General features: G+C 63.7%; 21 protein-coding genes. 5 read left to right on the top strand and 16 right to left on the bottom strand.

Translation table 11 applies throughout. The annotated features are described in order from the left end of the window. Positions 1 to 42 precede the first annotated feature (42 nt). From ACOOEX_RS12540 to ACOOEX_RS12495, 10 genes are all read right to left on the bottom strand, one after another. Positions 43 to 1,824, bottom strand: coding sequence for a thiamine pyrophosphate-binding protein (locus ACOOEX_RS12540; protein WP_420395143.1), 1,782 nt, complete (start codon positions 1,822 to 1,824; stop codon positions 43 to 45). Next, the gene (locus ACOOEX_RS12535; protein ID WP_420395142.1) at positions 1,824 to 3,233 is read right to left on the bottom strand and encodes an aldehyde dehydrogenase family protein; all 1,410 of its coding nucleotides are present in this window, start codon (positions 3,231 to 3,233) and stop codon (positions 1,824 to 1,826) included. Before ACOOEX_RS12535 ends, ACOOEX_RS12540 begins: the two co-directional genes overlap by 1 nt. Next, positions 3,214 to 4,137: a sugar phosphate isomerase/epimerase family protein gene (locus ACOOEX_RS12530; RefSeq protein WP_420395141.1), complete on the bottom strand. Its 924-nt coding sequence runs from the start codon at positions 4,135 to 4,137 to the stop codon at positions 3,214 to 3,216. The genes ACOOEX_RS12535 and ACOOEX_RS12530 overlap by 20 nt, the downstream gene beginning before the upstream one ends. Before the next feature lie 299 nt (positions 4,138 to 4,436). Then, the gene (locus ACOOEX_RS12525) at positions 4,437 to 5,249 is read right to left on the bottom strand and encodes a citryl-CoA lyase (protein ID WP_420395140.1); all 813 of its coding nucleotides are present in this window, start codon (positions 5,247 to 5,249) and stop codon (positions 4,437 to 4,439) included. Positions 5,250 to 5,255: 6 nt separating this feature from the next. Further along, on the bottom strand, positions 5,256 to 6,143 hold the full coding sequence (locus ACOOEX_RS12520; RefSeq protein ID WP_420395139.1) for a shikimate dehydrogenase: 888 nt from the start codon (positions 6,141 to 6,143) through the stop codon (positions 5,256 to 5,258). Continuing rightward, entirely contained in the window at positions 6,140 to 8,032 is a 1,893-nt protein-coding gene (locus ACOOEX_RS12515) for a bifunctional sugar phosphate isomerase/epimerase/4-hydroxyphenylpyruvate dioxygenase family protein (protein ID WP_420395138.1), read from the bottom strand. The genes ACOOEX_RS12520 and ACOOEX_RS12515 overlap by 4 nt, the downstream gene beginning before the upstream one ends. A gap of 12 nt (positions 8,033 to 8,044) precedes the next feature. Continuing rightward, positions 8,045 to 9,340 carry a TRAP transporter large permease gene (locus tag ACOOEX_RS12510; RefSeq protein WP_420395137.1) on the bottom strand — a complete coding sequence of 432 codons (1,296 nt, stop codon included), beginning with the start codon at positions 9,338 to 9,340 and terminating at the stop codon, positions 8,045 to 8,047. Next, entirely contained in the window at positions 9,337 to 9,900 is a 564-nt protein-coding gene (locus ACOOEX_RS12505; RefSeq protein WP_420395136.1) for a TRAP transporter small permease, read from the bottom strand. The genes ACOOEX_RS12510 and ACOOEX_RS12505 overlap by 4 nt, the downstream gene beginning before the upstream one ends. 39 nt (positions 9,901 to 9,939) lie before the next feature. Beyond that, positions 9,940 to 10,953, bottom strand: coding sequence for a TRAP transporter substrate-binding protein DctP (gene dctP, locus ACOOEX_RS12500; RefSeq protein ID WP_420395135.1), 1,014 nt, complete (start codon positions 10,951 to 10,953; stop codon positions 9,940 to 9,942). A 118-nt stretch (positions 10,954 to 11,071) separates the two neighbouring features. Next, a complete protein-coding gene (locus tag ACOOEX_RS12495; RefSeq protein WP_420395134.1) occupies positions 11,072 to 12,148 on the bottom strand; it encodes a Gfo/Idh/MocA family protein in 1,077 nt (358 codons plus the stop codon). A gap of 259 nt (positions 12,149 to 12,407) precedes the next feature. Here ACOOEX_RS12495 and ACOOEX_RS12490 point away from each other — a divergent pair, with 259 nt between their 5' ends. Beyond that, positions 12,408 to 13,064: a GntR family transcriptional regulator gene (locus ACOOEX_RS12490; RefSeq protein ID WP_420395133.1), complete on the top strand. Its 657-nt coding sequence runs from the start codon at positions 12,408 to 12,410 to the stop codon at positions 13,062 to 13,064. On the opposite strand, the gene ACOOEX_RS12485 is transcribed toward ACOOEX_RS12490, so the two are convergent. From ACOOEX_RS12485 to ACOOEX_RS12460, 6 genes are read right to left on the bottom strand one after another with little or no spacing between them, the layout of a single operon-like run. Further along, the gene (locus ACOOEX_RS12485; protein ID WP_420395132.1) at positions 13,061 to 14,002 is read right to left on the bottom strand and encodes an ABC transporter permease; all 942 of its coding nucleotides are present in this window, start codon (positions 14,000 to 14,002) and stop codon (positions 13,061 to 13,063) included. The genes ACOOEX_RS12490 and ACOOEX_RS12485 overlap by 4 nt on opposite strands. Beyond that, complete coding sequence (locus ACOOEX_RS12480; protein WP_420395131.1) at positions 13,999 to 15,042, bottom strand: ABC transporter permease; 1,044 nt, start codon at positions 15,040 to 15,042, stop codon at positions 13,999 to 14,001. Before ACOOEX_RS12480 ends, ACOOEX_RS12485 begins: the two co-directional genes overlap by 4 nt. Beyond that, on the bottom strand, positions 15,032 to 16,552 hold the full coding sequence (locus tag ACOOEX_RS12475) for an ABC transporter ATP-binding protein (RefSeq protein WP_420395130.1): 1,521 nt from the start codon (positions 16,550 to 16,552) through the stop codon (positions 15,032 to 15,034). The genes ACOOEX_RS12480 and ACOOEX_RS12475 overlap by 11 nt, the downstream gene beginning before the upstream one ends. Beyond that, positions 16,549 to 17,907 carry an amidase gene (locus ACOOEX_RS12470; RefSeq protein ID WP_420395129.1) on the bottom strand — a complete coding sequence of 453 codons (1,359 nt, stop codon included), beginning with the start codon at positions 17,905 to 17,907 and terminating at the stop codon, positions 16,549 to 16,551. Before ACOOEX_RS12470 ends, ACOOEX_RS12475 begins: the two co-directional genes overlap by 4 nt. A 13-nt stretch (positions 17,908 to 17,920) precedes the next feature. Continuing rightward, positions 17,921 to 18,904 carry a BMP family protein gene (locus ACOOEX_RS12465; RefSeq protein ID WP_420395128.1) on the bottom strand — a complete coding sequence of 328 codons (984 nt, stop codon included), beginning with the start codon at positions 18,902 to 18,904 and terminating at the stop codon, positions 17,921 to 17,923. A gap of 40 nt (positions 18,905 to 18,944) precedes the next feature. Beyond that, the gene (locus ACOOEX_RS12460) at positions 18,945 to 20,246 is read right to left on the bottom strand and encodes an amidohydrolase family protein (RefSeq protein WP_420395127.1); all 1,302 of its coding nucleotides are present in this window, start codon (positions 20,244 to 20,246) and stop codon (positions 18,945 to 18,947) included. Positions 20,247 to 20,506: 260 nt separating this feature from the next. Between ACOOEX_RS12460 and ACOOEX_RS12455 the strand changes: the two genes are divergently transcribed. The 4 genes from ACOOEX_RS12455 to fdhF all read left to right on the top strand — a co-directional run bounded on the left by ACOOEX_RS12455 (position 20,507) and on the right by fdhF (position 26,484). Continuing rightward, positions 20,507 to 21,394, top strand: coding sequence for a LysR family transcriptional regulator (locus ACOOEX_RS12455; RefSeq protein WP_420395126.1), 888 nt, complete (start codon positions 20,507 to 20,509; stop codon positions 21,392 to 21,394). 89 nt (positions 21,395 to 21,483) lie between these two features. Beyond that, positions 21,484 to 21,960 (top strand): formate dehydrogenase subunit gamma, encoded by a 477-nt coding sequence (locus ACOOEX_RS12450; RefSeq protein WP_420395125.1) that lies wholly within the window; start codon positions 21,484 to 21,486, stop codon positions 21,958 to 21,960. Then, positions 21,957 to 23,474 (top strand): formate dehydrogenase beta subunit, encoded by a 1,518-nt coding sequence (locus tag ACOOEX_RS12445; RefSeq protein WP_420395124.1) that lies wholly within the window; start codon positions 21,957 to 21,959, stop codon positions 23,472 to 23,474. The genes ACOOEX_RS12450 and ACOOEX_RS12445 overlap by 4 nt, the downstream gene beginning before the upstream one ends. Positions 23,475 to 23,583: 109 nt before the next feature. Beyond that, a complete protein-coding gene (gene fdhF, locus ACOOEX_RS12440) occupies positions 23,584 to 26,484 on the top strand; it encodes a formate dehydrogenase subunit alpha (RefSeq protein ID WP_420395123.1) in 2,901 nt (966 codons plus the stop codon). Positions 26,485 to 26,491 lie beyond the last annotated feature (7 nt).

The raw sequence follows: 26,491 nt of genomic DNA, 5'->3' as shown, positions 1-26,491 counted from the left end.
GCGAGGGCGGGGGATGTTAATCTTTCAACCGGCAACCCTGAATCACGTCGAGACGTGGCTCACATCCTTGTCTGGCGAGTAGATGTCGAGGATGTTCCAATGCCCGGTTGTGGGCGTCGGGTTGTTGATCATTGCTACGTCCAGAACCGTTGGTTTGCCGCTGGCAATCGCCGCCTGAAGGGCCGGCAGCAGGTCATCGGCTGAGGTCACGCGAACCCCTTCCGCACCATAGGCCCGTGCGATTTCCGCATAGCCCGGCCCGTTGGTGGGCGCGGCGGCTGTGCCGGGGAAGGTGGTGCCATAGGTCAGCCCGTAATGGGCCTTTTGCAGGCCCGCGATGGTGCCAAACGCGTTGTTGTTCATCACCAGCCAGATGATGCCCAGATCAAGCTCCACCGCCGTGGCCAGCATCGACGGGTTCTGTCCGAACCCACCATCGCCCACGAGGCTGAGCACCACCCGGTCTGGCGCGGCCAGCTTGGCGCCGATGGCCGCCGGGGGGCCGAACCCCATGGTGGCAAAGCCGCCCGGCGTCAGGATTGACCCCGGCGTGAGAATATCGAACTGCTGGCCCACGCCATTCTTGTTCCAGCCCACATCGGTGGTGATGATCGCATCTTCGGGCAGCGCCTTTCGGGTGTCGGCCAGAATGCGTTCGGGCATCATCGGGAAGGCTTGCGAGCTTTGCATCTCTGCGTTCGACGCTTTGAAGGCGGTACGGAACTCGGCGATTTCGGCCTTCTTCTCCGACCGTGCAAACCCGTCCGGATACATCTCTTTCGCCACACGGGTCAGCACCCGCAGCGCCGCTCTGGCATCCGCCACCACGCCGATCTCGGTCGGATAGTTGCGACCGATCTCCTGTGGTTCAATGTCGATATGGATGACTTTTGATCCGGGAATGTTGAAGGTGTAGCCGGGATACCAGCTGGAACAGTCGGCTTCCTTGAACCTTGTGCCCACGGCGAAGACATAGTCGGCATTCAGGCAGGACTGGTTCACCAGCTCCGTCCCCCAGAACCCGGTCATGCCCATGACCAAGGGGTGATCGTCGCGCAGCGCGCCCTTGCCCATCAGGCTATGCGCCACGGGCAGGCCCATATGCTCCACGAACGCGCGCAACTCCTCGCTCGCCTTGGCCAGCAGGATGCCGCCGCCCACATAGGCCACGGGGCGTTCAGCCGTGGCCAGACGTTCGACGATCTTGCGCGCTGTGTCATCGTCGATCGAGGGTTTCACCAGTGCGCGGGTGTTGTCCCTGATCCGGTCGAAACTGTCCGCCGGGATGCGGGCGCTGAAGATGTCCATCGGCACGTTGACCAGCACCGGGCCGGGCTGTCCGCTTTCGGCCAGATGGAACGCCTTTTCGAGGATCTCGGCCATCAAATCGGCCCGGTCAACCCGCCAGGCGCGTTTCACGAAGGGGCGGTAGATTTCCCATTGGGCGGCGTCGGCATGCAGGTTGACCTCCTGATGCGGGTGCTTGCCGTAGTAATGCGTCGGAATATCGCCCGCGATCACCACCATGGGGATGCAGTCGAGCGCCGCATTGGCGACCCCGGTGGCGCAATTGGTCAACCCCGGCGACAGGTGCGACAACACCACCGAGGCCTTCCCTGTTACCCGCGCATAGGCGTCTGCCGCGTGGCTCGCGATCTGTTCATGGCGCACGGTGACGAAGTCGATGGGACTGTCGGCGAGGGCCGCCAGCACTGCGATATTGGTATGACCGCAGAGGCCGAAAACATGGCTGACCTCGCGCCGTTCAAGGAAATCGACGATATGTTCGGCGACGGTCTTGTGCTCAACTGCTGTACCGTCCATCACGCGACCTCCTGTCCGAAGAACTCACCGAACAGCTCCTCCTCCGAGGGGCGATCCTCGGGGATCGGGCGGCTGACCCAGGTGTAGTTCATCATGTGTTTCATGGTGACGTTCTCATTGGTGATGTTGCCGCCCCAGATCCCGCAGCCGAGGCTGGAGGTCATCGGCATCCCGTTTGTCCAGGCACCCGCGTTGGCCTTGGATTGCGGCTGGCGGACCATCATGCGACTGACAGGGGCCAGACGGGCAAGACGGTCGATGTTTTCGTCATTGTGGCTGTAGATGCCGCAGGAATGGCCCTTGCCGCCGGTGTTGTAGATGGCGCGGACGGTGTCCAGCGCGTCATCGAACGTTTCGAAGTGGTAAAGCGCCATCAGCGTGGTCAGCTTTTCCTTGGAGAACTTGTGTTCAGGCCCGATCTGGCCCTGGTTTTCGACCATCAGGAACTTGCGATCCTCAGGGATCGAAAACCCGGCCACCTCGGCGGTTTGCTGCGGACGGCAAGCGATGGTGGGGAAAGTGCGATTGCCCTTTTCGTCCCACATGGCCGCCTCAAGCAAGGCCTTTTCCTGCGCGTTGCACAGATACCCGCCCTCAGCCTCCAGCGCCTTGACCATGGCGTCATAGATCGAGCGCTGGATGATGATGTTACCATCCGCCGAACAGCCGGACCCGAAATCGGAGGTTTTGGAAATCCGCGTGTTCGCTGCGGCAATCTCGATATCCGCGGTCTCGTCGATGACGATCGAGGAATTGCCTGCGCCGACGCCATAGGCCGGACGGCCGGAGGAATAGGCGGCCTTCACCATCGGTTTGCCACCGGTGGCAAGGGTCAGGTCGCAGACCTCCATCAGATGCTGGGTCATGGGGATCGAGGGCTTGCGGATCGACTGGAACAGGTCCTCGGGTGCGCCCACGGCCCGGCAGGCGGCGCGCATCACTTCGACCATCTCATAGGTCGTCTGCGCGGTGCGAGGGTGGGGGCTGAATATAACGGCATTGCGGGCGTTTGCCGAGGATACGCCCGTGACCGGTGGCGTCATCGCCGGGTTGGTCATCGGGATGAGCGATGCAATCACCCCGGCGGGTTTGGCGTATTTGACCAGCCCGCGCGCCTCATCCACCTCCACGACCCCGGTCGAGGGGGTGCGCAGCACGTCACGCAACACCATGTGGATCTTGAACCGCTTGGCGGGCCGCCCTTCACGATCGCCGATGCCGCTTTCATCGACCCCTTGCTGCGCCAGCCGGGTAAAGGTCTTCTCGTTTCCGGCATACCATGCAATCGCCTGAGACAAGCGGTCCAGGTCTTTCTGGCTCCAGTCTTCGATCTCTGCCATTGCCGCACGGGCGCGCGATAGCATGTCAGCCACAAGCTGTCGGTCGTCTTCAGTCAGGTCTTTGCCCATGATGGCCCTCGTTGTGTGTGTTGGCTTGCGCCAGAACAGGATCGGGGTGCAGCCGTTTCGACCGGGCTGTCCCGAAGGTGCGTTTTGCCTGGATCAGACAGCGGCGGGCGTGTTCTTCGAGCCCGAGCTCGGCCACGCGGCTCTGATTGGGAAGTTCGATGGAGTAGTCGACCGGCGGCATCCGTTCGATGATGCCGGTAAAGTCGATCCAGCCCTCGCCGGGATAAAGTCGCGCATCGCGGGCCAGCTGGATCATGCCCTCGCGCGTGTCGGCGATGCCGGGCAGGCAGTCGGAGATGTGGAGGAAATGCAGCAGCTCGCTCGGGACATGCAGAAGCTCGCCGATATCGACGCGGCTGAGATGCAGGTAGAGCGTGTCGACGAGAATGCCGCCATTGGGCCGGTCCGCTGCCCGCACGATATCGAGCGCCTCATCCAGGGTTCTGAGCCGCGAGAACGAGGGAAACTCCAGATCGACACTCAGCCCGTATTGCGCGGCGATATCACAGGTTTCCCCGTAGCACTCGACCAGGAAGTTCCGGTCATCGCGGTCGCTGGTCCAGGCGCTCATGATCAGGCGTTTGGCCCCCAATTCGCCACCCAGTTCCAGCGACGGTTCAAAGCTTTTGGGGTCGCAGTCGTCGGTGATCCGCGCAAGCTCGATGTCCAGAACCTTAAGCCCGGTCGTCTTCAGTGCCAGCTTGGTGGCCGCCACCAGCGCCTTGTCCTCGGGCCGGTTCGCAAACTCGCCGGGCACATGCATGGGGATGAAGCGCGGGCTGACCGCGTCATATCCCGCCCGCGCCGCGATATAGACCAGCTCGGGCGCGGAACAGTCGATCAGGGTCAGATGGGCCAGCGAATATAGCGGGTCTGGCTGGGGCGTTTGGTCTGTCTTCGCCATCGAAGAAGCTCCGCGGAATCATGATACAGGATTATATATATGTGGTGAAAAGAAAAATATATGAGATTTTTAAAAACATCAATCATTTTGCAAGGCCGGGGCTTCGTCCTCTGGGGTTTCGTATTATTTTCAATGATTTGAGGGGCATCATTTGCGCGCCTATCGGCATGGGGCGACAGGCGGGACAGTGGGTCCGGTAACATCCGATCGCGTTGCGATTGCGCATCTGCTCGAAGGCCGCACGCGGTGAGGGCGCGGCTGCATGCGGTCGGTCTGGCCCCTTCGCAGGGAGGCCGCGGTTAGCTGGTGACGTCCTTGGGTTGGTATTCCGGAAGGAATTTCGGCGGCATCGGCCCCTTGTTGCGCCCACCTTGCTGCATCTGCTCCCAGCCATGGGCCAGCACCCCGACAGAGCGTGACAGGCAGAACAGCCCGCGCGACAGGGGTGGGGGGAAGCCAAGCTCGCAGAAGATCACCGCCGTGGCCCCGTCAATATTCATCGCAATGGGACGACCGCCGCGCTGGCGGCCAAGCTCGCCCTGTACGGCCTCGCCGATGGTGGCGAAGCGGCCCGAGACTGTGCCCGCCGCGGCGGCCTCCCGCACCAGTGCCATCAGGCGCGGCGCGCGCGGATCGACGGGTTTGTGAAAGCGGTGCCCGAAGCCCGAGACGATCTTGCCATATTCGGCCCGCCAGGCATCGAGCCCGTCGCGAACCGCCTGATCCAGATCCGCGCCCGCGTCAATCCTTGCAGCGACATCATAGTACAGCACGGCGCATTGTTCCCCCGCGCCGCCATGCACGTCACCAAGCATGTTCACACCCGTGGCCATCACGTTGTTCAGCCCCACGCCACAGGTCGCGGCCATGCGTGCGGCAGCGATCGAGGGGGCCTGCGGTCCATGATCGACCCCGGCCACAAGGGCGCATTCAAAGAGGTCTGCCTCGGCCCGCGTCGGCAGGTCACCGCGCAGCATCAGCCAGATCATCTGCGGGAAACTGACGGTCCCGATCAGATCCTGAACGGGGTGCCCGCGAAAGGCGATCTTTCCCGGCTCCATGTCGATGATGGAGGTGCGCCACCAATGGCGGATCTCGTCTGCGTCATTCATCTGAGCTTATCCTGAAGATTCTGCTGAAACTATATCAGGTGCGGTCAGCCTGTCGAACTCAGCGGCCATACGGTCGGCATCCGCCTGCTGTCCGGTGATGATCTGAAAAGCCTGGGCGGCCTGATGAATGGCCATGCCAGCCCCGGACATTGTGCGGCATCCCATGGCCCGCGCAATCCGTAGCAGCTCGGTTTCCAGGGGGAAGTACACGATATCCGACACCCAGATATCGGGGTGCAGACAGTCGACGGCAATCGCCGTGCCGGGATAGGCGTCCATTCCCATGGGCGTGGCATTGACCACACCGCCCACGTCGCGCAGCGCCGCACGGTCAAGCGCGTCGGGCGCATGCAGGCGGCACGTGGGGTATTGCGCAGCGAGCCTGTTCAGCAATGCCCGCGTCTGGTCTGGCTCCTTGCTGAAAACGGACAGCACCCGCACGCCAAGCGCAATCAGTGCATGGGCCACCGCAGCCCCCGCGCCGCCAGCCCCAAGCAGCAGGACATGATCCATTCCCGCACCCGGCAAAGCCTCACGAAAGGCTGTGGCAAAGCCGCTGATGTCGGTGTTGTGCCCAATCCGGCAGCCGTTGAGGAACTGGACGGTATTCACCGCGCCAATCGCCTTGGCCTCAGGCGATAGCTGGTCCAGCAGGGGCAGTACCTGCACCTTGAACGGATGGGTGATATTGAGGCCCCGAAAGCCTGCCCGTTCCGCGGCGTCGATCATCTGGGCAAGGCTCTGCTCCCGATAGGGGGGCAGGGCGGTGTCCATCCGGGCGTAGCGGTAGTCAAGGCCATGGGCACGCCCCTCGGCCTCGTGCATCGACGGCGTGAGCGATCCTGCGATCCCGTGCCCGATCAACCCGGCCGTCATGGAGTGAGCCGGGCTCATCTCAGGGGCATCCCGGCGGGGCGCAGCAGACGGCTTTGCGCCGCGATGCGGACAGGCGCGTTGCGTGCGCCATAGCCCGTGTAGCCGTTTCGGCGTTCGACGATCTCGAAGAAGAACCCACCCAGGATCGGCAGGCTGTAGATCTGAAAGAACTCTCCGCCATCAGTGCGGGAATACAGGATGTTTCCGTCCTTGAGGCGCGCCACCATGGCCGCGTCCAGTTCGTATGTGGACAGGATATGGGCGTAGTAATTGGCGGGAATGGCCAGTCGCTGAAAGCCGGACGCGGCCAAGAGGGCGGAGGTTTCGAAGATATCGTCGCTCAGAAGCGCAATATGCTGCACGCCTGCGCCGAACTTGTCGGCGATGAAGCTGCCCGCAACGGTCTGTCCCGGTTCGGTGCCGTTCAGGTTGAGCCGGATCTCGCCTTCTGGGGTCTGGATCGCCTGCGAATGGACATGGCCTGCCGGGTCGTGCACATCCACGACGGGCGATTTCCGCATGTCGAAAGTTGACAGGTAGAACAGAAGCCAGCTCTGCATGTCCTCATGGCGCATGGTCTGGGCCAGATGGTCGATCCTGCGCAGGCCAGCGGGTTGCGTGGCCTCGGTGCGGGGGACGGGCAGGAACTCGATGTCCCACACTCGGTGCAGGTCGGATTTCTCGTCGATGAAATGCACGACGCTTCCGCCGACGCCGCGCACCGCCGGAATGTCCAGCTCTCCCGCGCCCACGGGCTGTGAGAACAGCGACCCGCCAAGTCCCGTTGCCCGTTTGGCGGTCAGCGTCGCATCCTCCACCCGCAGACCCATGTCGCAGACGGTCGGGCCATGGGCGAGGAACGCGGAATGGGCAAAGCCGCTTCGTTCTGTGTTGATGACGATGTTTACCGCACCTTGCCGCCACAGCTCGACCGACTTGGTCCGGTGCTGACGTTCGCGCCGGAACCGCATGGATCGCAGGGTTTTCCGCATGTCGTCGGCACTGCGTTCATCGGCGGCAAACTCGATGAATTCGAACCCGGTTGCGCGGACCCGTTTGGGCAGGGCGGGAATATCGAAATTCATCCCCGGCTCGGGGCTGTCCACCTCGTCCAGCAGGTTTAGAAGGGCGCGATAGGCGTCGGAGGCCACGGCAGCGGGGCCGTTGCGCGTTGCCACGTCATTGGCGGTAGCGATGGACCAGGGGCCGTTGTATCCCGCGCGCGCCAGAACCCGGACAAAGCCAGCAAGGTTCAGATCGCCCTGACCGGGCAGGATCTGGTAGTGATGTGCGAGATATTGCAGGCCCATATCGAGCTTCGGGGCGTCGGACAGCTGCACATGGAAGACCTGCGCGCCGTTGAGGCCGCCCAACCGGGCCGGGCGGGAGCCATCGGCGAGCGAATAGAGGCTGTTCAGCCCAAGCCCGAGCGCCGGGCTGTCGATCTCTGCGATCAGCTCTGCCGCAGTATCCTCTCGGGTCAGGGTGCGTGCCCATGGCAGCGCCTGAAAGGCCGCTTTCACGCCGCGCGCCTCGGCCCGCCCGGCAAGCTCCCTCAGGTCTTGTAGCAGTCGGGCCCGATCCGGGGTGGCCTTGGGCGAAGAGGAGGCGCGCACCACCAGAAGATCCGTCCCAAGCGCGCCCATCCGGTCGAAAACACGCTCCAGCCGGTCAAAGGCCGCAACTCGCGCGGGACCGTCCAACCCCTCCAACCCGTCAAAGGCCAGGAGCGCCGAGATGGTCAGCCCGTTGTCGGTGACAAGCCCGGCCAGATCGCTGGCGCTGCCCTCGTAACCGGTGAAATCCGGCTCCGACAGGTCAATGCCATTGAAACCGGCCTCGGCGACGGCCTTCAGTTTCTGCGGGACGTCACCGGGGACGGCAGAGGTGGCAATCGACAATGGCATGGTGTGGATCCCTTAGCCTCCGTATCCAAGCAAACGTGGCAGGAACAACACCAGATCGGGGAACAGGATCAGAAGCAGCAGTGCGCCAATCAGAACGGCAAGGAAGGCCCAGATTTCGCCAATGATGTCTTTCAGCGCGATGCCTGTGACGGCGTTGATCACAAAAAGCAGAATGCCATAGGGCGGCGTGATCAGCCCGATCATGGAATTGACCACCACCAGAACCCCGAAATGCACCAGGTCGATGTCAAGTTCCCGGCAGGCGGGGATGAACAGCGGCACGATGACAAGGATGATCGTCGTGGCGTCCAGCACACAGCCAAGGGCCAGGATCAGCAGGTTCACCAGCAGCAGGAAAACCAGTGGGTGGATATCGATGCCGACCAGTGAATTGGCCACCATCGCCGGGATGTTTTCCGACACGACCACGAAATTCAGGATCAGCGCGCCACCGATCACAAGGCCAACAGCGGCGGAGGATCGGGCGCTTTCGACAAAGATGTTATAAAGCGCGCGCAGCGACAGGGCGCGGTAGAACAGCCCGGCCAGCAGCAACGCATACAGCGCCGCGACTGCGGCGGCCTCGGTCGGCGTGGTGACGCCGCCATAAATGCCGTAAAGCAGGATGACCGGCATCAGAAGGGCAGGGAAGGCATTGGCGGTGTGCCGGGGCAGTTGCTTCAGCGGCACCGGTTCCTCAAGCGCAAAGCCCCGCTTTGACGAGATGTAGTAATTCATCGCCATCAGCACCACGCCCATGATCAGGCCGGGCACAATGCCAGCAAGAAACAGCGCCCCGATGGAGGAGTTGGAGACAAGCGCATAGAGCACCATGGGGATCGACGGCGGAATGATCGGCCCGATCGTGGCCGAGGCAGCGGTGATCGCGGCGGCATAACCGGGCGCGTAGCGGCCACCCTTGGTCATCATCTGGATGATGATCTTGCCGATCCCGGCGGCATCCGCGACGGCGGACCCGGACATGCCGGAAAAGATCAGCGAGGCCACAACATTCACATGGCCAAGCCCACCCCGGAACCGGCCCACGGCGGCCACGCAGAACTGCAGCAACCTGTCCGAAATGGTGCCCGCGTTCATGATATTGGCGGCAACGATGAAAAGCGGCACAGCCAGCAGGATAAAGCTGCGGTAGAGCCCTTGCAGAATCTTTTCACCAGCAAGTGCAAGGTCCAGCCCGGCGAAGCCCAGATAGACCAGCGAGGCGAGGATGATCGCATAGCCGATCGGCGTACCGATCCCGGCCAGAACGAAGAGCGTGACGAGGCAGGAGGCAAGTTCAAAGCTCATGTCGCGTCCTCCCCGTGGCGGATATGGGGCGGTTCGGGGTCATGGCCCGGTATCTCGTGGTCGTCGTCGGGCGGGCCATTGCGCAGCACGTCGACAAAGCGCCAAGCGTAGCGGGCGATGATGACAATCATGAAGATGGCGTAGATGGAAAAGATCGTGCGCAGCGGAATGCGGTCGCCCGTGAAGGGGTTTTCCACGGTCGAGGTGCGTCGCATGCGCATCCAGTCGATATAGTCCCATGTCGGCAGGAAAGAGATGCCCATGCCGATGACGATGGCCGCGGCCGCGGCAAGCGCCAGAACCTGCCTCAAACGGCGCCCGCTGGCGAGGTAGAAAATGTCAAAGGTGACGTGGTCGCGCTCCTTCACGATGAAGGCGCAGCCGAAAAAGACGATCCAGACCCAGAGGATCAGACACAGCTCCAGCGTCCAGCCGAACGGGTTCAGCATCACGTAGCGGGAAAAGATCTGGATCAGGAAGGTCAGGAACATCGCCGCGAGCATCATCGCGGCGATGAATTCCGTTCCGTGGGTGAACCACTTGCGAAGCTTGTTCAGCATGAGACGACCTCCGGAACGGAATGATATGGTTGGGGACGATTAGTTGCCCAGAGCGTTGATCTGCTCAAGCACGCCCTCGGGCCAGGTCTCGGCAAATTCGCTGTCGAGATAGGCCGCCTGCACCGCCTCGCGGAACGCGGCGGTGTCGGGCTCGTAGATCGTCATGCCCTGCTCTTCGAGGAAGGCGACCAGCTCGTCTTCCAGCTGAAGCTGACGCTGACGGCCCAGTTCTGCGGCGTCATCGGCGGCCTGCTGGACGATGGCCTGCTGCTCGGCATCCATACTCTGCCACACGGCCTCCGAGATGGTGATGTAGTTCAGGTCGACGAGATGCGAGGTCAGCACAATCTGACAGGTCACTTCGTAGAAGCGCGCGTCAACCACGGTCGGCAGCGGGTTATCCTGCCCGTCCACGGCGCCGGTCGAAAGGGCGGTGTAGACTTCCGAGAAGGACATCGGCGTCGGAGACGCGCCAAGCGCACGGCCCAGGAACTGCCATGCATCGGTGCCGGGCATCCGCAGGTTCACACCTTCCAGATCGGCCGGGGTGTTGACGGTCAGCTCATCGGGGCACTGACGCAGGTTCACCTGACGGCGGCCCAGATACATCACCGACAGAAGGCGCGCACCGAGATCGTCGATCACGCGCTGCTGGAACGGCTCGAACAGCGGGTCATTGAAGACGGCAACCTGATGGGCGGCGTCCTGATGGACATAGCCCGCAGTGAAGAGCGAGAACTCGGGGAAGAACTGTGCCAGTTCCTGCGCCGAGGAGATCGTCATCTCAAGGTTGCCGCGGCTGATCGCTTCCAGCTCGGTGCCTTGTGCGAAGAGTGTCGCGTTATAGGCGGGCTCGTAGCTGGCAAAGCCCGACACGGCGGGGCCAAAGACTTCTGCCATGGCGACGGACCGCTGGTCGGTTTCCGATCCGGACATGGACAGCCGCAGCTGGATCATGTGGCCATCCGCGAAGGCGGCGCCCGATGCGCTGGCCAGAAGGCCCGCGGCAAGAGTTGCCGACATGGCGGCTCTGCGTGTGAAGTTCAGTTTCATGATGTGTCCTCCCTGACACGAGTTTTGCTGGATGGTCAGCGGTTTGGGTAGTGCCGCCCGTGACAGCCGCAGCTGTTTTGAAAGGGCGTGGTGAAAAGCTCTTGCCTGCTGTCTCTCGTCATATTGCCACCCCGACAGTCGGCGTGTCCGCAAAGGTTTCAGGCACCTCCGCCTGTCCGGTTCGCGCGGATTTCTGGATGGCTTCGATGACGCTGAGCGTTCTGGTGCCTTCCCGGCCCGAGACCAGAGGTTCGGCCTCCCCGGCGATAACCGACAGCAAATGCGCAATCTGGTTTTCCAGCGGATCGGAGGAGGGTCGGGCCACGGTGGTCGCGTTGATTGGTTCCCACCAGTCGCGCCTGCCGGTCTGGTTCCACAAGGTGCAATCGGGCAGCGACAGCGACGCCTCGCTGCCGCCGATCAGGTAGCAGCTTTGTGACGTGGCGGGGTAAACCGGGTATTCGCGCGCGGTCAGTTCCCAGCTCCAGGGTGCAACGATCCCGTCAGACAGGGTCACTGTGCCGATAGCGCCGTTTTCGAACCGCATGACGGCCCCGGCGACCTCCTCGTTTTCGAAACCGCGGCTCGACGGAGCGGCCTGCGCCTGAACGCTGACAATCTCGCCGCAGAGATGACGCAGAAGGTCGATGTCGTGAACCAGGTTGACCGAGACCGGCCCGGCCCCTTTACGGGTCCGCCACGGGGCGATGTCGAAATAGTGGTCGGGCTTGTAAAACCAGCATTGCGAATGCACCGCGCGGATCGCTCCGACGGCCCCGCTGTCGATGATCTGCTTGGCCTTCTGGACCAGCGGGTTGTGGCGGCGGTGATGGCCGACGAGCAACGGCACATCTGCCTGTTCTGCTGCCAGTACCAATCGCATGGCGTCTTTGGCGCTGGCGGAGATCGGCTTTTCAACCAGCACGGCACAGCGGTTGCGAATGCACTCCAGCCCCTGATCCACATGCATCAGGGTCGGGGTGGACAGGATGACCCCATCGGGATGGTCGGTGGCAAACAGCTCCGCAAGGTTGCTGTGGCAGGGAATTCCGTGCTGTGCAGCATACTGGCGGGCCTCGTCATGTGGGTCGACGATAGCGGAGACGTCCGCGCCCGGATTGCGCCAGATGGCCTCTGCGTGACGCCGGCCGACCAATCCCGCGCCGACAATCGCGATGCGTGTCGGGCAACTCATGGCTTTGCGCGTCCCGTGTCAGGGCAGCCGCTGCGTGTGGGTGTCATGTCGTCCGCTAATGTCACGTCTGTTCTGTTCCGGTCTGTCGCAGGGGCATTGCGCCCTGTTCTTGTTTATCGAATCGACGATAGTGTTGTTAGCGGATAAAATCAATAATATATGATATTTTGAAAAACGTAAAAAATCCTGCTAGATTGAAGCTTGTCGGACAAGTTGCTACTTGTCAGGAAAACGAAGGAATACCGGGCAGGAGATCGGTATGATCAAGACACTGAGCACAGTAGGCTCAACCACCTATGACGCGATCAAACGCGATATCATCTTCGGGCGGCTTGCGCCGGGATCGAAGCTGAAGCTGGAGCCGCTGAAATCGCGCTATGCCGCAAGCGTGTCCACCTTGCGCGAAACCCTGAACCGTCTGGCCAGCGAAGGCTTCGTCGCGGCCGAGGAGCAGCGCGGGTTCTTCGTGACCCCGGTCTCGCGCGAGGATCTGATCGAGATTGCCGATCTGCGGGTGCTGCTGGAATGCTCCGCTCTCAAGGTGTCGATCGAGAACGGGGACGCGGATTGGGAAGGCAATCTGGTGGCTGCCCATCACAAGCTGCACCTGATGGAAAAGCAGATGCTGTCCGGGGATGAGACCAACAAGGAACAGTGGAAGCGCTACGACTGGGAATTTCACCTGGCGATGATCCAGGCCTGCAATTCCCGCAACCTGCTGTCCCTGCACGCCACGCTCTTCGACAAGTATCTACGCTACCAGATGCTTGTTCTGACCCATCGGGGGGAGATCGCGGCGCAGGAACATCGGGCGATGTTCGAAGCGGCGCTCGCGCGGGACGCTGCGAAGGCCCAGACCATTCTGGAAACCCATATCCGCAATGGCCTGTCCCACGCGATGGCGGCGTTCACCTAACGCTCCCCGCGCCGGTAGGGGGCCATCAGGGCGGCAGGCACTTCCGCCCGGCGAGCCACCAGGATCAGCGCCACGATGGACAGCACATAGGGGGCCATAAGGAACAGCTGATAGGGCACGCCCTCAATCGCCGTTTGCAGCCGCAACTGGTAGGCGTCGAAGAAGGCGAACAGAAGCGCGCCGACAAGGGCCTTGCCTGGCCGCCAGCTTGCGAAGACCACCAGTGCGATGCAGATCCAGCCGCGTCCCTGGACCATGCCGGGGAAGAAGCTGTTGAACGCTGCCGTGGTCAGGAAGGCCCCGCCAACCGCCATCAGGGCGGATCCCGCCACCACCGCGCCGATGCGAATGCGGATCGGGTTCAGCCCCTGCGCCTCGACCGCATGGGGGTTTTCGCCGGTCATTCGAATGGCTAGCCCAAGCGGAGTGCGCGCCAGAACGTAAGCCATCACCGCAACTGACAGCAGCGCAAGATAGGTCGGTACGCTTTGGGAAAACAGGATCGGCCCGACAATGGGCAGGTCCGACAGGACAGGCAGATCCAGAGGCTGGAACGCCTCGATTGCGGGCGGGGTTTCGCCGACCACCACGATCAGCCGGTAGAGGTAATAGGCCAGTGCAGACGCAAAGAGCGTGATGCCAAGCCCCGAGACATGCTGCGACAGGCCAAGTGGCACCGTCAGCCCCGCATGGATCAACCCCATCAGCGCCCCGCAAGTCGCGGCCACCATCAACCCCACCAGCAGCGGCGCGCCCATGTAGACGGCGAGCCAACCGCTCATCGCGCCCATGGTCATAATGCCCTCGATCCCGAGGTTCAGCACGCCCGAACGTTCACAAAGCAGCGCCCCGAGCACCCCGAAAATGAGCGGCGTTGCAATGCGGAGGACCGCCGCCCAGAGGCTCGTGTTCATCAGAAGGTCAATCGCGTCACTCATCGGCGCACCCGGTAGGTTGTAAAGAGAAGGGCCACGATCATGGTCAGAAGGCACAGCGCCACGATCACATCGGCGATGAAGCTGGGAACGCCGGTGGCGCGGCTCATGGCATCTGCGCCGACGAAGACGGTGGCGACGAAAACGGCAGCGGCGACCACACCTGCGGGGTGCAGCGCCGCCAGCATGGCGACGACGATGCCCGCGTAGCCGAAGCCGGGGCTCATCGTGGTGGTGACGCCCGCCGTAACGCCCATCACCTCGACCGATCCGGCAAGGCCCGCCAAGGCACCCGACAGTAGCGCAACGCCCATGATGGTCTTGGGCAGGGAAATTCCCGCAAAGGCGGCAGCAGAGGCATTGAGTCCCGCCGCCCGCGTTTCCGCGCCGAAGACCGTGCGCGCAAGGACCAGCCAGACGGCCCCGGCGGCGGCAATAGCGAAGAGCAGCCCGATATGCAGGCGCGTGCGGGGCACAAGATCAGGCAGCCGGAAATCCCCGTCCACCGGCACGGAGGATGGCCAGCCAAAGGCCAGCGGATCACGCATCGGGCCTTCGATCATGAGGCCCACGAACAGGATGACGATGAAATTCATCAGCAACGTCGTCACCACCTCATCCACACCAAAGCGTAACCGCAGGAAGGCAGGCCCCGCCAGCAGCGCCGCGCCCGCCGTCATGCCCGCCAGCATCAGCAGCGGTATGCCGATCCATCCGGGAACCCCGAGCGAATGGCCAATCCACGCGGTGACCAGCGCACCCACGAAGAACTGCCCCTCGCCGCCGATATTCCACAGCCGCGCGCGGAAGGCGACGGCGGCAGCAAGGCCGGTGAAGATGAGCGGCGTGGCGCGGGTCAGCATTTCGGTGATCGACAGGCGCGACCCGAGCGCGCCGGTCAGCATCTCGCCATAGGCTGTCAGCGGGTTCACCCCCGCCGCAGCAATCAGCCCCGCCGCCAGCACAAGCGCTGTGAACACGGCGGCCAAAGGTGCGAGGATCACTAGGTGAATGGGCACATGCGCCCGTCGTTCAAGCCGCATGATCGTCCTCCGTCCAGACACCGGCCATCATCAGGCCCAATCGTTGTGGGTCCGCCTCGTCCGCCGAAATGGGCTCCGACAGGCGGCCCTTCACGATAGCCTGGATGCGGTCTGAAAGGGCCACGGCTTCCTCCAGTTCTTCTGATATGAGCAGGATCGCAGCGCCTTCCGCGCGGGCCGCCAGCAGTTCCGCATGGACAGCGGCAATCGCGCCCTCGTCCAGACCCCGCGTCGGCTGGTTGGCCAGCACGAAACGCGGCCCGTTGGACAGGACGCGGCCGAGGATGAGCTTTTGCATGTTGCCACCTGACAGAAGCCTGATGCGCGTGTCGGGGGCCGCCCCGCGAATGTCGAACCGCTTGATCAGATCGTTGGTGTAGGCCTTCGCCGCCCCTTGCCGCACGAAGCCTCGACGGGAAAACTCCGGCGTGCGCAGCCGTTCCAGAACCGCGTTTTCCCAAAGGCTAAGCTCACCCACCACGCCCTCCGCATGGCGGTCCTCCGGCACCCGGCCCGCGCCCGCCCGGATCATGCCGCGCGGTCCCAGATGGCCTACGTCCTGATCGGCCAGTGTCAAGGTGCCCGATGCCGGATGCGCCAGCCCCGACAGCAGCGCCCCAAGCGCCGCCTGACCGTTGCCGGAGACTCCGACGATACCGAGGATTTCACCCGCATGGACCGTGAAGGACACGTCATCGAGCCGGGTTTCGCCGCCGTCCTCCACCCGCACCTTGTCCGCCACCAGCACCGGCGCGCCGATCTGGTGGTCATGGCGCACGGGCCGTTCCACCTTGCGGCCCACCATCAACTCGGCGAGTTCGCCGGGGGAGGTTTCGGATGTCTTGCGTTCCGCCACCATCCTGCCGCCCCTCAGCACCGCGACCCGGTCCGAGGCCGCCATGACCTCATGCAGCTTGTGGCTGATGAAGATGAGCGAGAGCCCCTCGTTGGTCATGTCGCGCAGGGTCTCGAACAGCCGCATTGCCTCGGGCCGGGCCAGAACCGCCGTGGGTTCATCGAGGATCAGCACCCGCGCGTCGCGGTAGAGCGCTTTCAGGATCTCCACCCGCTGGCGTTCCCCGACGCTCAGCGAACTGACCTTTGCCTCAGGCTTCACCGGCAGGCCGAATCGGTCGGCGATCTCCATCAGTTTCTTCCGGGCCTCACCCCGTGCCGATTTCAGCCGGGTCAGCGGCTCCGACCCCAGCATGACGTTTTCCAGAACCGTCAGGTTGCCCGCCAGCGTGAAATGCTGGTGCACCATGCCCACGCCCGCCGCGATGGCCGCACGCGGCAGGCCGGGGGGCAGCTCCTGCCCGAAGACTTTCACCTGTCCTTCATCGGCGGCGTAATGGCCGAAAAGGATGTTCATCAGCGTCGTCTTGCCAGCGCCATTCTCGCCCAGAAGCGCGAGGATTTCGCCCTGATCCAGCGTCAGAGTCACGTTGTCGTTCGCGGTCAGCGCGCCGAAGCGCTTGGTGATGTTGTGAAGCTCCAGAACCTTGGTCATACGGGCAGGCCTGCGATTGGGGACGGGAAGGGAAGGGCGGGGGCGCGGGATTCGATCATCGCGGCGAGGGACAGCAGGGCGAAATCCGCGCCGGGCGGGCCGATCAGCTGGACACCAAGGGGAAGGCCGTCTGCCATGCCGAAGGGTTGGGCCATGGCGGGCAGGCCCGCGACATTGGCGAGCGCCGCGTTCGGGGCAAAGGCCTCCAGCGCGGCCATGTGGGCCTCGGGGTCGCTGCCCGACAGGTCAAGCGCGCCCACGGGCAGGGGGGCAGAAGACAGGACCGGCATCAGCACCGCGTCCGCCGCCGTGAAAAGCTTGCGGGCCCGGTTGGTTAGGCGCGCCAGTTGCCGGGAGGCGGCAAAAAGCGCGGTGGCGGGCGTCGCACGTCCTTCGGCGGCCATGGCGGTGGCGAGGGGCGGCACCTGATCATCGGGGATTTTCAGCGCAGTCAGCCATTCGGCCAGCGAGACAGACAGGATGGTGCGCGCGATGGCATGGGCCTCGGCCCCCATGCGGTCGGGGGCGGGCACGTCATGCACCTCGCAGCCCGCGTCGCGCAGCGCCTCGGCGGCCTCTTTCGCGGCGCGCTGCTGGTCGGGGCCGCAGCGGTCGGGCAGGGCCAACGCAATGCGGGGCCGGTCAGACAGGTGGTAGGGGGCGAGCGGCTGGTAGACGGCTCCGAACGTCGCTTCCACGTCGCGGACCGACCGCGCCAGCACCAGTTCCGACGCGATTCCCATCAGGTGATTGGCGAAATCCGGCCCGCCTGGCGTGGCCCCGCGAGAGGGCTTGAGCCCCGTCAGCCCGCAACAGGCGGCAGGCACACGGATAGACCCTGCCGCGTCGGTGGCATGGGCGATGGCGACGATCCCGGCAGCAGCCGCCGCCGCCGCGCCGCCTGACGATCCGCCGGGGGTGAGGTCCGCGTTCCACGGGTTACGGGCGGGGGGGAGCCCCTCAGGCTCGCAAGTCAGGGACAGGCCGAACGGGGGTGTCGCGGTAATGCCGAAGGGAATGAGCCCGGTGCGTCGCAGGTCCTGCAACAGGTGGCTGTCAGCCTCTGGCCTTCGCGCCTGTGCGCGGATGGCGGCAGACCCGGCGGCTTGCGGCAGGCCCTTGGCCACTCCGCCTAGGTCCTTCACCAGAAAGGGCACGCCATGAAACGGCCCGCGCCGATCCAAAGGCAGCGCATCCGCCGCCGCTGCGCCTGCGCGGGCCATGTCTTCATCCAGATGCACCACGGCCCCTAAAGCCCCCTGCGCGTGGCAGGCGGCAAGGCTTGCCTCCATCACGTCGGCGGCAGAAACCTGCCCCTCGGCAATGGCGGCAGCAAGGGCCGTGGCGTCGGTCACGTTCGCGCCCCGATCAGGCCGGTTCGCTTTCGTCGATCGGAACGTCCCATTCGCCCGACTGGATCGCGGCCTGCTTGGCCTCCATCGCCGGGATCGCTTCGGCGGGCACTTCGTCGGCCACGTAGATCAGCTCATTCCCGCCATGGGCCATGAAGGAGTATTCCGTGTAGTTCCGGCCCGTCGGGTTGCCCGCCTGCACATCCGCCACGATGGCCGCGATGGTCGGGCCATAGTTCCAGATCGCGTTGGCAAAGACCGTGCCGGGATAGCGCGGCGTATAGTCGATCAGCGAGCCGATGGCCTTGATGCTCCGTGCCTGTGCCGCGTCTGCGGTGCCGATCCGTTCGCCAAAGAGGATATCCGCGCCCGCGTCGATCTGGGCAATCGCCGCTTCCTGCGCGCGGGCCGGGTCGAACCAGGCGCCGATGAAGCCGTTGAGGAAGGTGGCATCGGGGTTTACCTCGCTCACACCCATGCGGAAGGCGTTAATCAGCAGGTTCACCTCGGGGATCGGATAGCCGCCGACCGAGCCGAAGACATTGCTTTCCGACATATGGCCCGCCAGCATCCCCGCCAGATACGCCGCTTCATGGTTGCGGGTGCCGAAGACGCCGAAATTGTCGCCGTCGGGGCCACCGGACGAGCCCATCAGGAACGCCGTTTCCGGGTAGTCGCCCGCCACTTCGCGCGCCTCACGCTCCACGGCGTAGGATTCGCCCCAGATGATCTGCGCGCCGCCCTCGGCATATTCGCGCATGGCACGGGGGTAGTCGGTGGGGGCAACGCCCTCGGAGAATTCATACTCGATCAGGCCAGAGGCGGCGGCCTCCTGCATCGCCAGGTGGATGCGGCTGTTCCAGGCGTTTTCCACGGGCGACATGTGGACGCCCGCGATGCGCACAGCCGATTGCGCGTTCACGCGGCGCACGAAGGCGGGCGTGGCGAGCGTTGCAGCGGCACCGATCATCAGCTGACGGCGAGTGGTGGTGAGTTTCATGGGTGGGTCCTCTCTGTTGGGGTCTGTTTAGGTTTTGTTGTTATTCGGGTTTGTCCGCCGAAACCGGCGCGTAGCTGGCCGGGTCGAGCGTTTCCGGGCGGCCGGGCAGGGACAGCGTGGCAAGACGCGGAGCCGTGCGCGACAGCACCTTGCCGTGTTTCAGAACGGCGAGCCGTGTGGCCTTCATCCGCACCGCCTCGATTGGGTCTTTGGCCTGCAGCACAACCATGCTGGCCGGGCCGCCCTTGCGGATCGTGGGGTCGGGCAGGCCCATGGCCTTGGCGCCGTTCTGGGTGACGGAAGTGAAGGCCCAGTCCATCGCCTCGCGCGAGGTCATGGGCACCGCATGGACGCCCATATGCGCCACTTCCAGCATGTCGGCAGAGCCAAGCGAATACCACGGGTCCATGGTGCAATCCTGCCCGAAGGCCACGTTGACGCCCGCCGCGCGCAGTTCCGGCACGCGGGTCAGGCCACGGCGGCGCGGATAAGTGTCGGACCGGCCCTGAAGGGTGATGTTGATCAGCGGATTGGGCACTACGTTCATCCCGCTTTCCGCGATCAGCGGAATGAGCTTCGACGCATAGTAATTGTCATAGGAATGCATCGCGGTCACATGGCTGGCGGTGACCCGCCCGCCAAGCCCGAGCCGCGTGGTTTCATAGGCCAGCGTTTCCACATGGCGCGACATGGGATCGTCGCTTTCATCACAATGCAGGTCCAGCATCAGGCCGCGTTCCGCCGCGATCTCTGCCAGCCGAGTGACCGACCGGGCACCGTCGGCCATGGTGCGTTCGAAATGCGGGATGCCGCCCACCACATCGACCCCCATATCGAGCGAGCGGATCAGGTTTTCCTCTGCCTTTTCCGCGCGATAGAGCCCGTCTTGCGGGAAGGCCACCAGTTGCAGGTCGATATAAGGGGCGACCTGCTTGCGAACTTCTAACAGGGCCTCAACGCCGACCAGCGGCGCGGTGGACACATCCACATGCGACCGGATCGCCAGAAGCCCCTGAGACACCGCCAGATCGCAATAGCAAAGCGCCCGTTCGATCACCGCGTCGGGCGTTAGCAGGGGCTTCAGCTCCCCCCACAGCGCAATGCCTTCCAGCAGCGTGCCCGACACGTTCATACGCGGCAGGCCAAGGCTCAGCGTAGCGTCCATGTGGAAATGCGGGTCGGTGAAGGGCGGGCAGACGAGCCGGCCCGTGGCGTCGATCTCCTCCCGCGCCTCGGCGTCGATCCGGGGCGCGATCTCTGCGATCCTGTCGCCCTGGATGGCGATGTCGACAGGCCCCTGTCCGTCCGGCAGGTTTGCCTGCCTTATGATGATGTCCAGCATCCCCCATCTCCCGATTTTTGACTATATGGTAAATAAATTTCACAAAATCCCCAAACCTTTCGTGGAATTTGCCCGGAAAAATCGCTTCTGTCACATTTTCCGGCACTTATCGGCGGTGATTGCCCGGAAACTAGGTGCCGATGGGGAAGCTTGCCGCTCCATTCGGGGCAGGACCTGCCGAATCACTCGCCGGGGGCAATCTTTCCAAATACGCCATGATGAGCTATCAATTGGCTCGAAACCGATAGGAAACCTCTATCATGCTCGACAAGCTGGAGATGTTCATCGCCGTGGCCAAGGAAGGCCATTTCGGCCGCGCCGCGCAAAGCCTGGGGATCACGCAGCCGACGTTGTCTGCCGGGATCAAGCAACTGGAGGAACAGCTCGGCGTTCAGCTTATCTTTCGTGGCTCGCGCTATGGCGGGCTGACGCCGGAGGGGCAGAGCGCGCTGGTCTGGGCGCGCAAGATCGTGGGCGACGCGCGGCAATTGCGCGAGGAGATGCGGTTTTCGCGGCACGGGTTGGCGGGGCAACTGCGCATTGCGGTCATTCCCACGGCGCTGACCTGGGCGGGGAAACTCACCACGCGGTTTACCGAAAAGCACCCAAATGTGCGCTTTACGATCCTGTCGCGCACCTCGATCGAGATCCTGACCATGATCGAAAATCTCGATGTGGACGCAGGGATTTCCTATCTCGACAATGAACCAACGGGCCGCGTCAGCACCGAGCCGCTCTATGAAGAACGCTACATGCTGGTCTGCCGCAGCGATTCCCCCTTTGCGGGGCGGTCCGAGGTGCGCTGGCGTGATCTGGACGGCCAAAAACTGTGCCTTTTGACGCCGGACATGCAGAACCGGCGGATCATCAATAAAAACTTTGAGAGTGCCGGCGTGGTGCCGGAGGCGACGGTGGAGTCGAATTCGACGGTGGTTCTGGTGGCAAATGTGCTGGAAGGGGGCTTTCTGACGGTGCTGCCCGCCGACATGGCGCGCTTTCTAACCGGGGGAAAACCCCTTGAAATCATTCCGCTTTCCGGGGCGGGCAGGGGGCACTCCGTGGGGCTGGTCGCGCCCTTTCGCGAACCCCATACCCCGGTGCTGGATGCGCTGTTGTCCGAAGCACGGCGCATGTCGGAGGTATCTTGATAGGGAATTTCTATCAACTGACGGAAAAGCGATATTGAATCACGAAGGTCGCGCGGGTGATTACGGCCCCGAAACGACCGGAGCCAGCCATGTCCCTTTCCAAGCCCGCCCCGAGTGCAGAGGAGATCCGCGAGATCGTCGCCTCTCAACTGCATCTCGAAGGACCGCTTCTTCCCATTTTTCACGCCCTGCAGGAGGCGTTCGGCTGTGTGCCGGAAGGTGCGCTGCCGGTGATCGCCGATGCGCTGAACATCACCCGCGCCGAGGTGCATGGGGTGATGAGCTTCTATCACGATTTCCGCGAGGTCCCTGCGGGCCGTCACGTGGTCAAGATCTGCCGGGCAGAGGCCTGTCAGGCCGTGGGGGCGGACGCTCTGGCCGCGCGCACGCTTGAGAAACTGGGAACCCAGTGGCACGGCACCACTGCCAACGGCGCAGTGACGATCGAGCCGGTCTATTGCCTTGGCCTCTGCGCCTGCGGTCCCGCCGCGATGGTCGACAACAAGGTTATTGGCCGTGTCGATGACGCGAAGATGGCGAAACTTCTGGCGGAGGCAGGCGCATGAAAATTTACGTCCCCCTCGACAGCGCCGCGAAGGCGCTTGGCGCGGATGAAGTGGCCGAGGCGATTGCGTCCGAAGCCGCCACCCGTGGCCTTGACGTGCAGGTGATCCGCAATGGCACCCGTGGCATGATCTGGCTGGAACCTCTGGTGGAACTGGATCTGGACGGCACCCGCATGGGCTATGGCCCGGTTTCGGTTGAAGACGTTCCCGCGCTGCTCGACGGAAAGCTGGCCTCGCTCGGGCCAGTGGAGGATATCCCCTTCCTCGCCAAACAGACCCGCCTGACCTTCGCCCGCGTCGGCGTGATCGACCCGCTCGACCTCGCCGATTACGAGGCGCATGGCGGTCTGGCTGGCCTGCGCCGCGCGATCGCGATGACGGGCGCAGAGATCGTCAAGGAAGTCACCGACTCCGGCCTGCGCGGCCGGGGTGGGGCAGGCTTCCCCACGGGGATCAAGTGGAACACGGTTCTGGGGGCTGAGGCTGACCAGAAATACATTGTCTGCAATGCCGACGAGGGTGACAGCGGCACCTTCGCCGACCGCATGGTGATGGAAGGCGACCCCTTCTGCCTGATCGAGGGCATGGCGATTGCGGGCCTCGGCGTGGGCGCGACCAAGGGCTATGTCTACCTGCGGTCCGAATACCCTGATGCGATTGCGGTGATGGAAGAGGCCGTGCGCCGGGCACGCGCTGCGGGTGTTCTGGGCGCGGATGTTCTGGGGTCGGGCAAGGCGTTCGACATGGAAATCCGCGTCGGCGCGGGGGCTTACGTATGTGGCGAGGAAACCTCGCTGCTGAACTCCCTCGAAGGCAAGCGCGGCATCGTGCGCGCCAAGCCGCCATTGCCTGCTTTGGAAGGATTCCTCGGCAAGCCCACGGTGGTCAACAACGTGCTGTCGCTGGCCACGGTGCCGGTGATTTTTGAGAAGGGCGCGGCCCATTACGCGGGCTTCGGGCTTGGCCGGTCCAAGGGGACCATGCCGATCCAGATCGCGGGCAATGTGAAATTCGGCGGGCTATTTGAAACCGCCTTCGGCATGCCGCTCGGCACGCTGGTGAACGAGGTCGCAGGCGGCACCGCCTCGGGTCGTCCGGTCAAGGCGGTTCAGGTGGGCGGGCCCCTCGGCGCATACCTGCATCCCGACCAATTCGACACGCCCTTCGGCTACGAGGAGTTCGACCAGGCGGGCGGGCTGATTGGCCATGCGGGCGTGGTGATCTTCGACGACAGCGCCGACATGCTGAAAATGGCGCGCTTCGCGATGGAGTTCTGTGCAGTCGAAAGCTGCGGCAAGTGTACGCCTTGCCGGATCGGTGCGGTACGGGGCGTCGAGACCATCGACCGGATCGCGGAAGGCGATGTTGGGGCCATCCCGCTGCTGACGGATCTTTGTGAGACGATGAAAGACGGCTCGCTCTGCGCGCTTGGCGGGTTCACACCGTTCCCGGTGATGTCTGCGCTGACCCATTTCCCCGATGATTTCGCGCGTCAGAAGGAGGCCGCGGAATGAGCTGTTCAATGAGTGGTTTCGCCGCCTTCGGCGTCGACCAGCCGGGGGGCGCTGCCCCCCGGACCCCCCGAGGTATTTTCGCCAAGATGAAGGCGATGGAGGTTGTGGCATGAAAGACCTGATCATTCCCTGGGACGCCGATCGCGATTTCGGCACCCCCGCCAAGGAAGGCAAGCCCGTCACCCTGACCATCGACGGGTTCGCCGTCACGGTTCCGGAAGGCACCTCCGTCATGCGCGCCGCGTCTGAAGCGGGTATGCAGATCCCCAAGCTTTGCGCGACTGACAGCCTTGAGGCTTTCGGGTCCTGCCGGCTCTGCGTGGTGGAAATCGAGGGCCGCCGGGGCACCCCTGCGTCCTGCACGACGCCGGTGATGGAAGGCATGGTCGTTCACACCCAGTCCCAGAAGGTCAAGAAGATCCGCAAGGGGGTGATGGAGCTCTATATCTCCGACCACCCGCTCGATTGCCTGACCTGTGCGGCCAATGGCGATTGCGAGTTGCAGGACATGGCAGGCATGGTCGGCCTGCGCGACGTGCGCTACGAAGAGCCCAAATCGGGCGGTTTCGCCAATCACTTCATGGCGCGCGACACCTCGGGCGAGGCCAACCCCGAATGGCTGCCCAAGGACGATTCCAACCCCTATTTCACCTATGACCCGTCCAAATGCATCGTCTGCTCGCGCTGCGTGCGGGCCTGCGAGGAAGTGCAGGGCACCTTCGCGCTGACCATCCAGGGCCGGGGCTTTGACAGCCGCGTGTCCGCCGGGGCCGCGACGGATGATTTCCTGTCCTCCGATTGTGTCAGCTGCGGGGCCTGCGTGCAGGCCTGCCCGACAGCAACGCTGCAGGAGAAATCGGTGATCGAGCTTGGGACGCCGGAACGTTCGGTCATCACCACCTGCGCCTATTGCGGCGTGGGCTGTTCCTTCAAAGCGGAACTCAATGGCGACGACCTGGTCCGCATGGTGCCCTACAAGCACGGCAAGGCGAACCGGGGGCATTCCTGTGTGAAGGGGCGGTTCGCTTACGGTTATGCGACCCACAATGATCGCATCCTGAACCCGATGATCCGCGACTCGATTGATGAGCCGTGGCGCGAGGTCAGCTGGGAGGAGGCGCTGAGCTTCGCCGCCACCAAGATGCGCGGGTTGCAGGAGACCTATGGCAAGAAATCCATCGGTGTCATCACCTCCAGCCGCTGCACCAACGAGGAAACCTATCTGGTGCAGAAACTGGCGCGTGGCGTCTTTGGCAACAACAACACCGATACCTGCGCCCGCGTCTGCCACTCGCCCACGGGCTATGGGCTTGGCCAGACTTTCGGCACTTCTGCGGGCACGCAGGATTTCGACAGCGTCGAGCATACCGACGTGGTGATCGTGATCGGCGCGAACCCGACCGATGGCCACCCGGTCTTTGCCAGCCGCCTGAAGAAGCGCCTGCGCGCCGGGGCACAGCTGATCGTCATCGACCCGCGTCGCATCGACCTGGTGAAATCGGCCCATATCAAGGCCGCCCATCACCTGCCGCTGCGTCCGGGCACCAACGTCTCCGTGGTGACCTCGCTCGCCCATGTGATCGTGACCGAGGGGCTGATGGATGAGGCCTTCATCCGCGAGCGTTGCGATTGGGAGGAATTCCAGGAATATGCGGAGTTCGTCAGTGACCCGCGCCACAGCCCCGAGGCCAACGAGATGCTGACCGGCGTCCCGGCGGAGGAACTGCGCAAGGCCGCGCGGCTCTTCGCCACCGGCGGCAACGGCGCGATCTATTATGGTCTGGGCGTGACGGAACACAGTCAGGGCTCCACCACCGTGATGGGGATCGCCAACCTCGCCATGCTGACCGGCAATCTCGGTCGCAAGGGTGTGGGCGTGAACCCGCTGCGTGGGCAGAACAACGTGCAGGGCGCCTGCGACATGGGCAGCTTCCCGCATGAATTGCCGGGCTACCGTCATGTGAAGATGCCGGAAGTGCGCGAGATATTCGAGAAGGCCTGGGGCGTGGAGATCGACCCCGAACCCGGCCTGCGTATCCCCAACATGCTGGATGCCGCCGTGGATGGCACCTTCAAGGGGCTTTATTGCCAGGGCGAGGACATTCTTCAGTCCGACCCCGACACCAAGCATGTGGCGGCGGGTCTTGCGGCGATGGAATGCGTGATCGTGCACGATCTCTTCCTCAACGAGACCGCGAACTACGCGCATGTGTTCCTGCCCGGCTCCACCTTCCTCGAAAAGGACGGAACCTTCACCAATGCCGAGCGCCGGATCAACCGCGTGCGCAAGGTGATGGCGCCGCGCAATGGCTATGCCGACTGGGAAGTGACGCAGCTTCTGGCCAATGCCATGGGGGCCGGGTGGCACTACACCCACCCCAGCCAGATCATGGAAGAGATCGCGGCCACCACCCCCGGTTTCGCCAATGTGACCTATGACATGCTGGAGGAACGCGGCTCGGTCCAGTGGCCCTGCAATGACAGCGCGCCGGAGGGCACGCCGCTGATGCATGTCGATGGCTTCGTGCGTGGCAAGGGGCGGTTCATCGTCACCGAATATGTGGCGACCGATGAGAAAACCGGCCCGCGCTTCCCGCTTCTGCTGACCACCGGGCGCATTCTGTCCCAGTACAACGTGGGTGCGCAGACGCGGCGGACGGACAACGTGGTGTGGCATGAGGAAGACGTGCTGGAAATCCACCCCCATGACGCGGAAAACCGCGGTCTCAATGACGGGGATTGGGTGCGGCTGGCTTCCCGTTCCGGCGAAACCACGCTGCGCGCGAAGATCACCGACCGGGTCAGCCCCGGCGTGGTCTACACCACCTTCCACCACCCCGACACGCAAGCGAACGTCATCACCACCGATTTCTCGGACTGGGCCACCAACTGCCCGGAATACAAGGTGACGGCGGTGCAGGTCGCGCCCTCGAACGGGCCGTCGGAATGGCAGGAAGACTACAACGCGCAGGCGGCCCAATCGCGCCGCATCCTGCCGGCGGCTGAGTAAAGCCGGT

It is taken from the genome of Nioella sp., assembly GCF_965215655.1.
In the GTDB taxonomy this organism is placed as follows: domain Bacteria; phylum Pseudomonadota; class Alphaproteobacteria; order Rhodobacterales; family Rhodobacteraceae; genus Nioella.
Note: the sequence above shows the minus strand (reverse complement) of the source record. Positions and strands in the feature narration are given on the sequence as shown.